The sequence below is a fragment of the Paraburkholderia sp. GAS33 genome (genome assembly GCF_050436645.1).
In the GTDB taxonomy this organism is placed as follows: domain Bacteria; phylum Pseudomonadota; class Gammaproteobacteria; order Burkholderiales; family Burkholderiaceae; genus Paraburkholderia; species Paraburkholderia phenazinium_B.
Genome location: NZ_JBNDMP010000010.1, coordinates 293,293 through 307,726 on the forward strand (window position 1 = coordinate 293,293; position 14,434 = coordinate 307,726).

Here is a 14,434-nt window from a genome sequence, read left to right on the forward strand (position 1 = left end):
CGGTTACGCGTGAGCCGGTTGACGCGAGGCGTACACGCGTTCCTTGAACGGCGTGATGCCGATCCGGTTGTACGTTTCGATAAAGCGCTCGCCTTCAATGCGATGCTCCACGAACGTGTCGATCACCTTCGACATCACGTCCGGCATCTCTTCTGCTGCGAACGACGGGCCGATCACCCGGCCGACCTGTGCACCGTTTGCGCCCGTTCCCTGCTCGCCGCCGAGCGTCACCTGATACCACTCAGAGCCATCCTTATCGACGCCCAGAATGCCGATGTTGCCGATGTGGTGGTGGCCGCAGGCATTGATACAGCCCGAGATATTCAGCGACACGTCGCCGAGGTCATACACGTAATCCAGATCGTTGAAGCGCTCCTGGATTGCCAAAGCAATTGGAATCGACTTCGCATTCGCCAGCGAGCAGAAATCGCCGCCCGGGCAAGCGATGATGTCGGTCAGCAGGCCGATATTCGGCGTTGCAAACCCTTGTGCCTTGGCCTTTTCCCAGAGGTCGAACAGGTCGCGCTTCTGCACGTTAGCCAGAATCAGATTCTGTTCGTGCGACACACGGATTTCGCCGAGCGAATACTGATCGGCCCAGTCGGCCACCGCTTCCATCTGCGCGTCGGTGGCGTCGCCAGGGGCGATCGTGGTCGGCTTCAACGACAACGTCACCGAAGCATAACCCGCCACTTTGTGGGGACGCACATTGCGCTCGACCCAACGGGCGAAGCCGCGGTTTTCCAGCAGATGCTTTTCGAACGAAGCGTCCGTATCCGGCAGTTTTTCGTATTGCGGCGGCGCGAAATATTGCGAAACGCGGTCGACTTCGGCTTGCGTGAGCGTCGACAGGCCGTCCTTCAAATGTTGCCACTCTTCTTCGACCTGCGCCGAGAACTTCTCCGGGCTCAGTGCCTTGACCAGAATCTTGATGCGCGCCTTGTAGATATTGTCGCGGCGGCCGTAACGGTTGTACACGCGCAGGACAGCTTCGGCGTAGGTCAACAGATGCTGCCACGGCAGGTCGCGGCGGATGATCGCGCCGACGATCGGCGTGCGGCCCATGCCGCCGCCAGCCAGGATATCGACCACCAGTTCGCCCTGCTCGTTCTTCTTCAGATACACGCCCAGATCGTGGATCTGCACAGCGGCGCGATCTTCCTTCGAACCGGAGACGGCGATCTTGAACTTGCGCGGCAGCCAGGCGAATTCGGGGTGGAACGTCGACCATTGACGCAGGATTTCGGCCCACGGACGCGGATCGACCACTTCGTCGGGCGCGACACCAGCGAACTGGTCGGCGGTGATGTTGCGGATACAGTTGCCCGAAGTCTGAATGCCGTGCATCTGTACAGCAGCCAGCTTGCGCAGGATTTCCGGCGTTTCTTCGAGCTGGATCCAGTTGTACTGGATGTTCGAGCGCGTCGAAAAGTGGCCGTAACCGCGGTCGTGTTCACGCGCAATGGTGGCCAGCACGCGCATCTGGTCGCTGCGCAGGTTGCCGTACGGAATCGCAATGCGATGCATATACGCGTGACGCTGCATGTACAAGCCGTTCTGCAGACGCAGCGGACGGAACTCCTCTTCGCTCAATTCGCCCGACAAGCGGCGGCGAACCTGGTCGGCGTACTGCGCGACCCGTTCATCGACGATGGTCTGGTCGTACTGATCGTATTGGTACATTCGGGGACCCCAGTTTGCGTTACACGCCGCGCTCCGGTTGCGCCGCGCAAAGATCTCAGCTTTTGCCAGTGCGGTTGAGCGGACCTTTCAGACCCCCGCTCATTTGCTAATGACAAAAACAGATATCCATATTGAAAAAGATGGGGAAATAGTAATAAACTCCCCATATACTTCAAACGACTAAAAAATTCTTTTGATATGCACAGAGGTTATATATGAACCTGCACCAGTTCCGCTTCGTGCGTGAGGCCGTGCGGCAGAACTTCAACCTCACCGAAGCGGCCAAGGCACTGTATACAAGCCAGCCCGGCGTCTCGAAGGCGATCATCGAGCTGGAAGACGAGCTGGGCGTCGAAATCTTCACCCGGCACGGCAAACGCGTCCGCTCGCTGACAGAGCCGGGGCGCATTATCCTCGCTTCCGTCGAAAAGATCCTACAAGAGGTCGAGAGCCTGAAACGCGTCGGTAAAGATTACGCGGCGCAGGATCAGGGCAACCTCGTCATCGCGGCCACGCACACGCAGGCACGCTACTCACTTCCGGCCGCGATCGCAGAATTCAAGAAGCGCTTCCCGAAAGTTCACCTTTCGATTCTGCAAGGCAGCCCGACGCAAGTGGCCGAGATGGTGATCCACGACCAGGCGGATCTGGCGATCGCCACCGAAGCGATCGCTAACTATAAGGAACTGGTGTCGCTGCCGTGCTTCCAGTGGCACCACATCGCCGTGATGCAGCCGGACCATCCGCTGCTCGACCGCAAGCTGCTGTCGCTCGACGATCTGAGCCAATTCCCGCTGATTACGTATGACAACGCGTTCGCCGGCCGCACCAAGATCAACGAGGCGTTCCGGTTGCGCGGGTTGTCGCCGGATATCGTGCTCGAAGCGATCGACGCCGACGTGATCAAGACCTATGTCGAACTGGGGTTGGGCGTGGGCATCATGGCCGATATCGCCTTTAACGCCGAGCGCGACCGCCATCTGCGAGCGATGCCGGTCGGCCATCTGTTCGGCAGCAACGTGACGCGACTCGCGCTCAAAAACGGCGCGTATCTGCGCAGCTATGTGTATACGCTCGTCGAACTGCTGTCGCCGAGCATGAACCGAAAGCTCATCGAACAGGCGCTCAAGGGCGAACACGAATCGTACGAGCTGTGATTCAATTCACCGTTTTGCACTGCCCTCTTCCTGCTTTCCTTCCCGTTTACCGTTTCGGAGACTTCCGATGACGTCGTATAAAAAGACCCTGCGCGGCATTGCCGTGCTCGGGGCACTCGTTGCGGCAACGACCGCGCATGCCGACCTGAAAGTCGGTATCGATCTGTCGAGCACTGGACCCGCGGCCGTGATCGGCATTACCAGCAAGAACGCGATGCTGATGTGGCCGGACACGATTGCCGGCCAGAAAGCCGACTACATCATTCTGGACGACGGTTCCGATCCGGGCGCCGCGGTACGCAACATCCACAAGCTGATCAACGAAGACCACGTCGACGTGATCGTCGGGCCGAATATCACGCCGGCAGCGATCGCCGCGTTGGACCCGGTCGCGGAAAGCCAGACGCCGATGATCACGCTGGTTGGCTCGGCCAGCGTGGTCGAGCCGCAGGAAGGCAAGCGCGTGTGGGCCTTCAAGATGGCGCAGACCGATAGCGCGATGGCCGATGTGATGACGCGCTACATGTCGAATCACAACGTCAAGACGGTTGGGTTCATTGGCTTCGCGGATGGCTATGGCGAAAGCTGGCTCAACGAATTTTCGAAGTTCGCGGCGCTTCGGCATATCCAGCTGGTTGCGACCGAACGCTTTAACCGCACCGATGCGAGCGTCACCGGACAAGTGCTGAAAGTGATGGCGGCACGGCCCGATGCGATCCTGATCGCGGGCGCGGGCACACCGACGGTATTGCCGCAGCGCACGCTGATCGAACGCGGCTACAAGGGCGCGATTTATCAGACGCACGGGATTGCGACGCCGGAGTTCATCAAGCTCGGTGGCAAGGATGTCGAAGGCACGCTGTTCCCGACGCAACCGGTCGTGGTGGCGCGCACGCTGCCTGCGGATCATCCGGCGAAGAAAGCCGCGCTGGCGTTCGTGAATGCGTATGAAGCGAAGTACGGTCCGGGCTCGGTCACGCAGTTCGCGGGCGATGCGGCGGGGGTTTATCCGCGGCTGCAGGATGCCGTGGCGCGAGCGCTGAAGACGGCGCAACCGGGCACGCCGGCATTCCGTGTCGCGCTGCGCGATGAGCTGGAACATGCGCATGAGTTGGTCGTGCCGAACGGCGTGGTCAACAGCAGCGCGAAAGATCACGTCGGCCTCGATCAGCGGGCGAGCGTGATGGGGATTATCAAGGATGGGAAGTTCGTCTATCTGAGCCAGTGAGCCTGGCGGGCCGGGAATCCGGCCCGTATTGCCAAGGTTGGGCTGCCCGGAATTCACCCGCACCCACCCTTGGGCCTTCCGTCACGCGCGTCATCCAGCGTTAGCGCGTCATCTCGCCTCGCGGCGCGTCAGCCCGCAACACTTCCCCGCCGTCCCCTTGTTTCCCTTTCCGGAAAGCGCACGCACGCGCTCGTCCTCCACCGACGCTCCATCCAGGGAAAACCACAGCCCCACCCGCCACGCTTTCCTTTGACTCTCTTTCGATTCGAAACTACTATCTTTCGAAACAAAAGCGTTTTCTTTCGAAGAGCGGAGACATGCTGGCTAACAAGAGTTCCCTGAAGCGGCGCCTGCAGATCGTCGAGATGGTCCGCAAGCGCGGCGAGGTATCGGTCGAGGAGCTCAGCCAGGCTTTCGATGTGTCGAGCGTGACCATCCGTACCGACCTGACTTACCTCGAACAGCAGCGCTATCTAGTGCGCTCGTTCGGCAAGGCTCGCTATCTTGCGCAGCGTCCCGGCGAACGTGTGTTGATGCCGTTGTCGGACGGTGCCACGCGCAAGGCCGCGGAAATGGCAATTGCGCGTTTCGCGGCCGAGTCCGTAGACGACCACGAATCGCTGATGCTCGGCGCCGGCGAAATCGTCCATAAGGTGCTGCCGCTGCTTTCCGATTGCTCGAACCTGTCGCTGCTGCTGAACGACATCGCCATGGCTCAGACGGCCCAGCGCTTCGTGCACGGCGAGTTGCAACTCACCGGCGGCCATCTCATCGAGGAGGGCACCACCTTGACCGGCCCCGAAGCGGAGCGCTCCGTTACCACGCGCTCGCTCGATCTCTGCATTCTCGAAGCGTCAGGTCTGGACCGCGACGGCAATCTGCTGTGCGTCGACCCGGGCCTCGCTCGGGTGTTTCATGCTGCCACCCAGAGCGCCGCCCGCACCATCGTCGTCGCGTATCAGCCGCAGTTGTCCGAGCGCGACGGCCATGTGTTTTGCAACCTCAGCGAGATCGGCGGACTGGTGATCGACGATGGCATCGATCCGCCCACGATGGACCTGTTTCCACGCAAGCAGCTTGAACTACACCGGCGCGAAAACGGAATTATCGAATTCCGGCGGACCACGCGCTGACGGTCCATTCAAGGAAATTCAAGGAAGCGACGCCATGAACCACCGATTTCAAACGAAGACACGCCATGCCTGATCCGAAATCTCACAGCACCGGAAAGACCGGCTACATCCTGACGATGGGGGAGATCCTCGTCGAAATCATGGCGACCGAGCGCGGCCAGTCGTTCCGCAAACCAGGCACGCTGATCGGCCCCTATGCGAGCGGCGCGCCGGCGATCTTCATCGATCAGGTGGCGCGCCTCGGCAGCCGCTGCGCGATGATCGGCTGCGTCGGCGACGACGACTTCGGCACGCTCAACGTCGAGCGTCTGCGCTCCGATGGCGTGGACGTCTCGGGTATCGCCGTCATCAAGGGGCAGACAACCGGGAGTGCCTTCGTCACCTACCGCGAAGACGGCGAGCGCGACTTCATCTTCAACATCACGAATAGCGCGTCGGCGCATCTTTCCGTAGCCAACATCCGCGAAGACCTGTTGAAGGATTGCCGGCACTTTCACGTGATGGGGTCGTCGCTGTTTTCGTTTCGCATCATCGAGGCGATGAAAAAGGTCATCGAGACCGTCAAGGGGCACGGTGGCACCGTCAGCTTCGATCCGAACATCCGCAAGGAAATGTTGAGGATTCCCGAAATGCGCGAGGCACTCGATTTCATTCTCGACTACACCGATGTGTTCCTGCCGAGCGGTCATGAGGTGACGCTGCTGGCCACCGCCGGTTCCGAGCGCGCCGCAATCGACGAACTCCTGCAGCGCGGCATTCGCGAGGTCGTGGTCAAGCGCGGCAAAGACGGTTGCAGCTTCTACGACGGCACCGACGAACTCCATGTGCCGGCGGTCCAGGTGCGAGAAGTGGATCCCACTGGCGCTGGCGACTGTTTTGGTGCGACCTACATCGCCTGCCGGTCGCAGGGCATGAGCGTCGCCGAAGCGTTGCGCTACGGCTGCGCGAGCGGCGCTCGCGCCGTCAGCTTTCGCGGCCCGATGGAAGGCACGGCGTCGCTGGCCGAACTCAACGCATTCATCGCGAACCCGGAGTCTCATCATGGATAACGTGGTCGCGCGCCTTTCCAACGGGCATAGTGCAGCGAAGTCCCTGAACGGAATCTATTCGATCTGCTCGGCGCATCCCTGGGTGCTGGCCGCAGCGATGCAACAGGCCGTCGACGATGGCACGCCGTTGCTCGTCGAATCCACCTCGAATCAGGTGGATCAATACGGCGGCTACACCGGCATGAAGCCGGCGGACTTCATTCGCTTCGCGCACGGTATCGCGGAGCAGGTCGGTTTGCCGCGCGAGCATCTGATTCTCGGCGGCGATCATCTCGGACCGAACGCGTGGCGCAGCCTTCCAGCGGAAGAAGCCATGCGGCGCGCGGAAGCACTCATCGACGCCTATGTGCGGGCAGGATTCACGAAGATCCACCTGGACACCAGCATGGCTTGCGGCGGCGATCCGGAGCGACTGTCGGACAGCGTGGTGGCGCAACGCGCGGCGCAATTGTGTGCTGTTGCCGAGGCCGCGGCGGATCACGCAGGGTTCGACAACCGCCCGGTTTATGTGATCGGCACGGAAGTGCCGGTGCCAGGCGGCGCAAGCGAAACGCTCGATACCGTCGAAGTCACCCGGAAAGAAGCCGCACTGGAAACGGTCGCCGTACATCGTGATGCGTGGCGCGCGCGGAACCTCGACCCAGCGTGGGACCGCGTGATTGCGCTGGTCGTGCAACCCGGCGTCGAATTCGACCACACGAAAGTGATCGACTATCAGCCCGCCCTTGCCACCAGTCTTTCCCAGGTTCTGACGCAACTGCCCGGCATGGTCTTCGAAGCGCACTCGACAGACTATCAAACGCCCGAATCGCTGCGGGCGCTCGTGCGGGACGGCTTTGCGATTCTTAAGGTGGGCCCGGGCGTCACGTTCGCGTTGCGCGAGGCACTCTACGCGCTGTCGGACATCGAAGCTGAACTGCTACCCGCAGCGCAGCGCGCCGACCTGCCGGTAGCCGTGGAAGCCGCGATGCTTCGCAAACCTGACAACTGGGACAGGTATTACCACGGCGACGAAACCCAACGACGTCTGCTTCGCACCTACAGCTATAGCGACCGGGTGCGGTATTACTGGGCCGACCCGCAAGTCGATGCAGCTGCGCAACAGCTACTGCACAACCTCACCGGCACAACGATTCCGGAAAATCTCCTGAGCCGCTATTTGCCGGCGCAGTACTGGGCGCTGCGGCGCGGCGCCATCGACGGTTCACCGATGAGCATCGTGCAAAGCAAGGTCCGCGAAGTCGTGGGGCAATACGCATCCGCTTGTCGTGAGTAACGTGGCACGTCACCGCGATAGCGCTCGCTGCAAACGAGTCAAACCTTAACAAGGAGGATGTCATGTCCTTTAAGCCCAACGCGTCTTATGATTTTAGCGACGCGGTCGTAGTAATAACAGGCGCGGCAGCCGGAATAGGCCGGCAGGTTGCGGAGCAATTCGCCGCAGCCGGCGCGACGCTCGCCCTGATCGACCGTTCCGAGTCCATCGTGGATATCGCTTCGAACCTCGGTGAAGTCCACAGGGGCTGGATCGCCGACATCAGCGACCCGGAATCGGTCGCCGCAACGGCCAACAAAATTCTTTCGCAGTTCGATCGCGTCGACATCCTGGTCAACAACGCAGGCATTGGTCCGCTTGCACCAGCCGAAGATTTTCCCCTTGAAACATGGGACAAAACGATGGCCGTCAACTTGCGCGGCGCGTTTCTCGTTGCGCGGGCCTTCGCACCGGACATGCTTGCTCGTGGGCAGGGAAGGATCGTCAACCTGGCGTCCCAGGCTGCTGTGATTGGCATCGAAGGGCATGTCGCTTATTGCGCCAGTAAAGCCGGCGTCATCGGCATGACCAATTGCATGGCGCTCGAATGGGGGCCGAGAGGCGTAACGGTCAATGCCATCTCTCCGACCGTAGTCGAAACGGAACTGGGCCTCACCGGATGGGCCGGGGAAAAAGGCGAACGCGCCAGAGCCGCGATCCCCACCCGCCGATTTGCCAGGCCCGCTGAGATCGCGTGCGCAATCATGTACGTGGCAAGCCGCGAGGCCGCCATGGTCAACGGCGCGAACCTGCTGATCGACGGCGGCTACACGATTATCTAGATCCCAACACGAACGAAAACCTGAGAGCAAATGGAGGCAGTAGAGGGCTTTACATAACCCACGACGATGTTTAGGAGACTGAAATGATTAGCCTTTCTCATATGGCTTCGCTGCGCTGCGGCGCCTTGCGGAGCCGTCTTATTGCATCAGCAGTTGCGGGAATTGGTCTGGGGCTGGGCCTGGGTGGCGTGGCCTATGCCACCACTGTCACGATCGCTGTACCGAACAACAACGATCTGATCGAGATGAAAAAGCTTTCTCCAGTGTTCGAAAAGGCCAACCCCGATATCCAGTTGAAGTGGATCGTGCTCGAAGAAAATGTGCTCCGGCAGCGCCTGACAACGGATATCACGACTAACGGCGGCCAGTTCGACGTATCGGCTATCGGGACCTATGAAGCACCGCTCTGGGGCAAACGCGGATGGCTGGTTCCGATCACCGGCTTGCCTGCCAGCTACGATCTCGACGACGTGCTCAAATCGGTGCGCGACGGCCTGTCTTACAACGGAACGCTATACGCCTTGCCGTTCAACGCCGAAAGCTCGATGACGTTCTACCGGAAGGACCTGTTCGCCGCCAAGGGTTTGACGATGCCCGATCATCCCACCTACAGCCAGATCAGCGAGCTTGCGGACAAGCTGAACGACCGGGCCAACGGCGTTTACGGTATCTGTCTGCGTGGCAAGGCCGGCTGGGGTGAGAACATGGCTTTTGTCTCGACACTGGTGAACACGTACGGCGGACGTTACTTCGACGAGAAGTGGAACGCACAGGTCGATTCTCCGGAATGGAAGAGCGCGATCAATTTCTACGTCGACCTGTTGAAGAAAGATGGACCGCCGGGAGCCAGTTCAAATGGCTTCAACGAAAATCTGTCGCTGATGACGGGCGGCAAGTGCGCGATCTGGGTCGATGCGACATCGGCCGCCGGGATCCTCTACAACAAGTCCGAATCGTCCGTCGCAGACAAGGTGGGCTTCGCTGCGGCGCCCACCCAGGTGACGCCGAAGGGTTCGCACTGGCTCTGGTCGTGGTCGTTCGCCATTCCGAAGTCGTCGAAGTCGCAAGATGCGGCCAAGCGGTTCATCGAATGGGCGACGTCGAAGGAATACATCACGCTGGTCGGCAACGACATCGGTTGGGCATCGCTGCCGCCGGGTACGCGTCAATCCACCTACGCACGTCCTGAGTACAAGCAGGCCGCGCCGTTCAGCGAATTCGTGCTGAACGCCATCGAGACCGCCAACCCGAACGACTCAACTTTGAAGAAAGTCCCGTACAGCGGCGTGCAATATGTGGGGATTCCGGAATTCCAGTCGTTCGGAACCCTGATCGGGCAGCAGATAGCCGGGGCGCTCGCAGGACAGATCAGCGTTGACCAGGCGCTGCAGGCGGGTCAGGCTGCTGCTAACCGCGCCGTACGCTCGGCGGGCTACCAGAAGTAGCGAACGCATCGGCCGTAGCCGCGTAAGCCACGCGCTTTCGTGCGATACGAAGCGCGTGGCTCCTGAGTCAGCGTGGCAGATCAGCCTGGAAGCGGGACCGCATACGGCGATTGGGCAGACGATGGCGCACCATTGCTGATACAGTAAATGCCCCCTCCTCCCGCAATCGCACCACCATGCGCACCACCCGAGCCATCAACGCCGTCGAGCGGCTAAAAACCCGCAGCGGCAATCCGCAGTTCGCGGCGATTAGCCTGTCCGGCGGCCTGTTCTATCTGGTCGACAAATCGGGCGGCGCGGACAAGAAGGTTTCCGATCCGCTGCCGCTCGACGATTTCGTCAAATTCGTCGACGGCTTCGGGCCGCCGAAACCGCGCAAGGCAAGCAAGCTAGACCTCGCGTTCGAAGAGCAGATCAGGAAAAGCAAGAGCTAAAGCGCCCGCGGCACGAGAGCTGGAAGAAAGCTCAGCGGCACAAAGGCGGCGCGTCATGCAGCGCGTCGTTCTCGATGATATTGACGCCACGCGTATCGCCGCTCAGGACCTCGGTCACCAGCGCCCGCGCCACCCGCTCGACGGAAATCGAGCGCCACTTCGGCGGCAGATACACCCCGAGACGCCGCGCAATGCTTTCCAGCGGCCTGCTCTCGTTACGTTCGCCCATCAGGAATGAAGGCCGTACGATGGTCAGCACCGGATAGTCGAGCTTCCTCAAACTCTGCTCCACATTCCCTTTCACGCGGCTGTAGAAAGTGCGCGCTTGCGGATCGGCGCCAATCGCACTGACTATCGCAAAGTGCGAAGCGCCATGGCGGCGGGCAATACCGGCAATCCGCAGCGGGTATTCGTAGTCCACCTTGCGAAACGCCGCCTGTGAACCCGCCGTGCGGATGGTCGTGCCCAGTGCGCAGATGACGGAGTCGACGTCGAAGATGTCCGAATCCGCGTCAGGCCAGTCATAGTCGATCACGTGCTCGACGACCCGGTTGCCACCCGTCGACCCCGTCACGGCCGATCCCGACGCCCGCCGCACCAGCATCCGGATTTCCCTGACCCGATCGTCCCGGGCAAGCAGACGCAAACACGCGCTACCGACGAGGCCCGTGCCGCCGAGCAGGAGAATCGTCTGTTTGCGGGGAGCAGTGGACTGGCTGGACGCGAAGGAGGTCGACATGCGTGAGTCCGTCAAAGAGGGGCACCGCCGCATCTTACCGCGTCAAGACGTCTCCTGACCCTTACCCGCGTTGCACTTCCTTTATCTGCCCATCAGCCGCGCTGCTGGCGAGTACCGCCTCGATAAAGTGCAGGCCCGCGACCCCATCGTCGACGGTCGTCAGAAGCTTACTTTCCTGCGGCGGCGCTTTGCCGGCATCCAATGCCTCGATTTGCAATGCAGCGTCTTTATAGAGTTGCGCGAAAGCCTCCAGATAGCCCTCCGGATGCCCCGGCGGCACACGCGTCGCATGAGCAGCGATAGCGCTCTTCACCCGGCCGCGGGTGAGCCGCTGCGCCGCGCCGCCAAGCGGTATGAACCACAGCTCGTTGGGATTCTCCTGATCGAAGGTGAGACCGGCTTTGGTGCCGTACACGCGCAGCCGCAGCGCATTCTCCGCGCCGCTCGCCACCTGGCTTGCCCACAGCATGCCGCGCGCGCCGTTTTCGTAGCGCAGCATGGCTTGCACGTGATCGTCGACGCGGCGCCCCGGCACGAAAGTGTGCAGTTCGGCGGAGAGCCATTTGGGCTGCATGCCGGTGACGAATGCAGCGAGGTGATACGCATGCGTGCCGATATCGCCGAGGCAGCCTGCCGGGCCGGACAGCGCCGGATCGGTGCGCCAGCCGGCCTGTTTGTTCGTACCGGATTGCTCGATCGGCTCCGCAAGCCAGTCCTGCGCGTATTCGACCTGCACCACGCGCACCTCTCCAAGCTCGCCCGCTTCGACCAACTCGCGCGCGTGGCGGACCATCGGATAGCCCGAATACGTGTGCGTCAGCGCGAACAGCCGCTTCTTCTCGCGCGCGAGTTTAGCCAGCGCCTGTCCTTGCGCGAGCGACACGGCGAGCGGCTTGTCGCAGATCACGTGAATTCCGGCTTCGAGAAACGCGGTCGCCACCGGCGCATGCAGATGGTTCGGCGTGACGATCGCTACTGCGTCGATTCCGTCGTCTTTGCGCGCAGCTTCGGCCCGCGCCATCTCACCCCAGTCTGCGTAACTGCGGGCAATGCCGGCTTCTTCCGCACTCGCCTTGGCGCGTTGCGGATCGGACGACAATGCGCCCGCCACCAGTTCGAAACGGTCGTCGAGGCGTGCGGCGATCCGGTGCACCGCGCCGATGAACGCGCCCTGCCCGCCGCCGACCATGCCCAGCCGTAACTTTCGTGTCATGGAAGATGCTCCTTTGATCGATACGCTCAGATACCCAGCACACGCTTCAATTGCGCCGTGTCGACGCCGCTGCCCGCGAAGTCGTCAAACGAATGCTCGGCAACCCGAATGATGTGACGCCGAATGAACTCTGCGCCCTCGCGCGCGCCGTCTTCCGGATGCTTCAACGCGCATTCCCATTCGAGGACTGCCCAGCCGGGGTAATCGTATTGCGCCATCTTCGAGAAGATCGCGCCGAAATCGATCTGGCCATCGCCGAGCGAGCGGAACCGGCCCGGACGTTCGACCCAGTCGCTGTAGCTGCCGTAGACGCCCGCCTTGCCCGTCGGACGAAACTCCGCGTCCTTCACGTGGAAGACCTTGATGCGCTCGTGATAGATATCGATGAACGAGAGGTAATCGAGTTGCTGCAACACGTAGTGACTTGGATCGAACAGAATGTTCGCGCGGCGCTGTGCGCCCGCACCGTTCAGGCGCTCAAGAAAACGCTCGAACGTCACACCGTCATGCAGATCTTCACCCGGATGCAGTTCGTACGCGACGTCCACGCCGACTTCATCGAACGCATTGAGAATCGGCGTCCAGCGGCGCGCCAGTTCATCAAAGGCTTCCTCGACGAGACCTGCGGGACGTTGCGGCCACGGGTACACATAGGGCCATGCGAGCGCGCCGGAAAACGACACATGCGTGTCGAGCCCGAGCCGTCGCGACGCCTGCGCCGCCAGCTTCACCTGCTGGATCGCCCATTCGGTGCGCGCCTGCGGATTGCCGCGTACATGCGGAGCCGCAAAGCCGTCGAACAGCAGGTCATAGGCCGGATGCACCGCCACCAGCTGCCCTTGCAGATGTGTCGCCAGTTCGGTGATCTCGACACCGGCGTCGGCGACCACACCCAATAGCTCGTCGCAATACGTCTGGCTCGCTGCAGCCTGTTCGAGGTCGATCAGGCGTGGGTCGACCGGCACCTGGATCCCCTTGTAGCCAAGGCTGGCAGCCCAGCCTGCGAGGTTTTCCAGGCTGTCGAAGGGCGCCTTGTCGCCCAGGAACTGGGCCAGATAGATCGCCGGCCCCTTGATGGTCTTCATCGTGTTGCTCCTCGGTCAAAGGTTGGACCGCGCGCCACCGGACGCGCGGTCCAACCTGTTAGAACGGTGAATCCGGGAAGTAGTAGTCCTTCGCGTTGTCCTTCGTGACAAGCACCGACGGGATGATCGTCTTCGGCGGCAGCGTCTGGCCCTTCAGACGGGCCTCGGCGGTCAACTTGATTGCGTCGTAGATGAACTTCGGCGAGTACGTGACGTCCGCGTTGATGATCTTGTCGCCGTCCAGCACGCGCTTGATCATCTCTTTCGATCCGGCGCCGCCCAGGACTTCCTTGATGTCCGTGCGCTTCGCCTGATCGATGGCCTTAAGCACGCCCACCGACATGTCGTCATCCGCGGACCACACCGCGTCGATATGCTTGAAGCGCGTCAGATAATCCTGCATGACCTTGAACGCATCGTCGCGATTCCAGTTGGCGTATTTCGCGTCGAGCACCTTCACGCCAGGACACGCCTTCAGCGCTTCGGTGAACGCGCTATAGCGTTCGTTATCGAGCGTGGTCGGAATGCCGCGCAACGCGACGATGTCGCCCTTGCCGTTCAGCGATTTGCAGAAGTACTCGCCGGCGAGCCTGCCGAAGGCCGTGTTATCGCCCGCTACGTACGCGTCCTGCGCGCTGGTGTCGGTCAGGCCGCGATCCACCACCGTCACGTAGATGCCTTTTTTCTTCACCTGCGCTACCGGCTGCGTCAACGAAGCCGATTCATGCGGGAAGATCACCAGTGCATTGATCTTGTTGACGGTGACCATGTCCTGCAACTGGTTGGCCTGCTCCGGCGCGCTTGCCGAGGTTTTGAGGATCACCTTGAGGTCGGGGTGTGCCTTCTCCATGTCCTCCTTCGCCTTGTTTGCCCACCAGTCGATGCCGCCAGTGAAGCCGTGATCGGCCGTCGGTATCGCCACGCCCAGAATGACCTTGTCGTCGGCACGCGCTGCGCCCGCGGCCCCCAATATTCCCAACGCCAGCACGCCGGCGCTGATCGCTCGAATGACCTGCTTCATGTTGTGTCTCCTATGTCGACCGGAGTCGGCGCCTGAACGCCTGCTCCGGTCTCATCACGGTTGTTGATCTATGAGGCACTTTCGTGCGCCTCGGTTTCCTGCACTGCTTCGGCTGTGCTGCCCTTCGTATGCCCGTGCTGCCCCTGCTGC

General features: G+C 61.4%; 13 protein-coding genes. 8 read left to right on the forward strand and 5 right to left on the reverse strand.

Annotated features, from left to right (window positions below; genetic code table 11):
* Positions 1-3: 3 nt before the first annotated feature.
* Positions 4-1,683 (reverse strand): nitrite/sulfite reductase, encoded by a 1,680-nt coding sequence (locus P3T24_RS28120; RefSeq protein WP_429439719.1) that lies wholly within the window; start codon positions 1,681-1,683, stop codon positions 4-6.
* A 215-nt stretch (positions 1,684-1,898) separates the two neighbouring features.
* Between P3T24_RS28120 and P3T24_RS28125 the strand changes: the two genes are divergently transcribed.
* The 8 genes from P3T24_RS28125 to P3T24_RS28160 all read left to right on the forward strand — a co-directional run bounded on the left by P3T24_RS28125 (position 1,899) and on the right by P3T24_RS28160 (position 10,226).
* Positions 1,899-2,840, forward strand: a complete 942-nt coding sequence (locus P3T24_RS28125; RefSeq protein WP_074265520.1) for a CysB family HTH-type transcriptional regulator — start codon at positions 1,899-1,901, stop codon at positions 2,838-2,840.
* Positions 2,841-2,907: 67 nt separating this feature from the next.
* Complete coding sequence (locus P3T24_RS28130; protein ID WP_429439722.1) at positions 2,908-4,068, forward strand: ABC transporter substrate-binding protein; 1,161 nt, start codon at positions 2,908-2,910, stop codon at positions 4,066-4,068.
* 317 nt (positions 4,069-4,385) lie between these two features.
* Positions 4,386-5,201, forward strand: a complete 816-nt coding sequence (locus tag P3T24_RS28135) for a DeoR/GlpR family DNA-binding transcription regulator (RefSeq protein WP_429439724.1) — start codon at positions 4,386-4,388, stop codon at positions 5,199-5,201.
* A 65-nt stretch (positions 5,202-5,266) separates the two neighbouring features.
* Positions 5,267-6,250 (forward strand): tagatose kinase, encoded by a 984-nt coding sequence (locus P3T24_RS28140; protein ID WP_074265523.1) that lies wholly within the window; start codon positions 5,267-5,269, stop codon positions 6,248-6,250.
* Complete coding sequence (locus P3T24_RS28145) at positions 6,243-7,526, forward strand: D-tagatose-bisphosphate aldolase, class II, non-catalytic subunit (protein ID WP_429439727.1); 1,284 nt, start codon at positions 6,243-6,245, stop codon at positions 7,524-7,526. Before P3T24_RS28140 ends, P3T24_RS28145 begins: the two co-directional genes overlap by 8 nt.
* Positions 7,527-7,588: 62 nt before the next feature.
* Entirely contained in the window at positions 7,589-8,347 is a 759-nt protein-coding gene (locus P3T24_RS28150; protein ID WP_429439730.1) for a GolD/DthD family dehydrogenase, read from the forward strand.
* Between the two features lie 83 nt (positions 8,348-8,430).
* Positions 8,431-9,792, forward strand: coding sequence for an ABC transporter substrate-binding protein (locus P3T24_RS28155; RefSeq protein WP_429439732.1), 1,362 nt, complete (start codon positions 8,431-8,433; stop codon positions 9,790-9,792).
* 176 nt (positions 9,793-9,968) lie between these two features.
* Positions 9,969-10,226, forward strand: coding sequence for a hypothetical protein (locus P3T24_RS28160; RefSeq protein WP_429439734.1), 258 nt, complete (start codon positions 9,969-9,971; stop codon positions 10,224-10,226).
* A gap of 31 nt (positions 10,227-10,257) precedes the next feature.
* Here P3T24_RS28160 and P3T24_RS28165 read toward each other — a convergent pair whose 3' ends face one another.
* From P3T24_RS28165 to P3T24_RS28180, 4 genes are all read right to left on the reverse strand, one after another.
* Positions 10,258-10,965: an NAD(P)H-binding protein gene (locus P3T24_RS28165; RefSeq protein ID WP_429439737.1), complete on the reverse strand. Its 708-nt coding sequence runs from the start codon at positions 10,963-10,965 to the stop codon at positions 10,258-10,260.
* A gap of 61 nt (positions 10,966-11,026) precedes the next feature.
* Positions 11,027-12,178: a Gfo/Idh/MocA family protein gene (locus P3T24_RS28170; RefSeq protein WP_429439739.1), complete on the reverse strand. Its 1,152-nt coding sequence runs from the start codon at positions 12,176-12,178 to the stop codon at positions 11,027-11,029.
* 26 nt (positions 12,179-12,204) lie between these two features.
* On the reverse strand, positions 12,205-13,263 hold the full coding sequence (locus tag P3T24_RS28175; RefSeq protein ID WP_429408715.1) for a sugar phosphate isomerase/epimerase family protein: 1,059 nt from the start codon (positions 13,261-13,263) through the stop codon (positions 12,205-12,207).
* Positions 13,264-13,321: 58 nt separating this feature from the next.
* Entirely contained in the window at positions 13,322-14,284 is a 963-nt protein-coding gene (locus tag P3T24_RS28180) for a substrate-binding domain-containing protein (protein ID WP_429439742.1), read from the reverse strand.
* Positions 14,285-14,434: the final 150 nt, after the last annotated feature.

Bases quoted from the DNA above. Each gene is read 5' to 3' on its own strand.
- P3T24_RS28120 (WP_429439719.1), bottom strand. From the start codon at position 1,683: ATGTACCAATACGATCAGTACGACCAGACCATCGTCGATGAACGGGTC.
- P3T24_RS28175 (WP_429408715.1), bottom strand. From the start codon at position 13,263: ATGAAGACCATCAAGGGGCCGGCGATCTATCTGGCCCAGTTCCTGGGC.
- P3T24_RS28125 (WP_074265520.1), top strand. From the start codon at position 1,899: ATGAACCTGCACCAGTTCCGCTTCGTGCGTGAGGCCGTGCGGCAGAAC.
- P3T24_RS28135 (WP_429439724.1), top strand. From the start codon at position 4,386: ATGCTGGCTAACAAGAGTTCCCTGAAGCGGCGCCTGCAGATCGTCGAG.
- P3T24_RS28130 (WP_429439722.1), top strand. From the start codon at position 2,908: ATGACGTCGTATAAAAAGACCCTGCGCGGCATTGCCGTGCTCGGGGCA.
- P3T24_RS28150 (WP_429439730.1), top strand. From the start codon at position 7,589: ATGTCCTTTAAGCCCAACGCGTCTTATGATTTTAGCGACGCGGTCGTA.
- P3T24_RS28170 (WP_429439739.1), bottom strand. From the start codon at position 12,178: ATGACACGAAAGTTACGGCTGGGCATGGTCGGCGGCGGGCAGGGCGCG.
- P3T24_RS28160 (WP_429439734.1), top strand. From the start codon at position 9,969: ATGCGCACCACCCGAGCCATCAACGCCGTCGAGCGGCTAAAAACCCGC.
- P3T24_RS28180 (WP_429439742.1), bottom strand. From the start codon at position 14,284: ATGAAGCAGGTCATTCGAGCGATCAGCGCCGGCGTGCTGGCGTTGGGA.
- P3T24_RS28165 (WP_429439737.1), bottom strand. From the start codon at position 10,965: ATGTCGACCTCCTTCGCGTCCAGCCAGTCCACTGCTCCCCGCAAACAG.
- P3T24_RS28145 (WP_429439727.1), top strand. From the start codon at position 6,243: ATGGATAACGTGGTCGCGCGCCTTTCCAACGGGCATAGTGCAGCGAAG.
- P3T24_RS28140 (WP_074265523.1), top strand. From the start codon at position 5,267: ATGCCTGATCCGAAATCTCACAGCACCGGAAAGACCGGCTACATCCTG.
- P3T24_RS28155 (WP_429439732.1), top strand. From the start codon at position 8,431: ATGATTAGCCTTTCTCATATGGCTTCGCTGCGCTGCGGCGCCTTGCGG.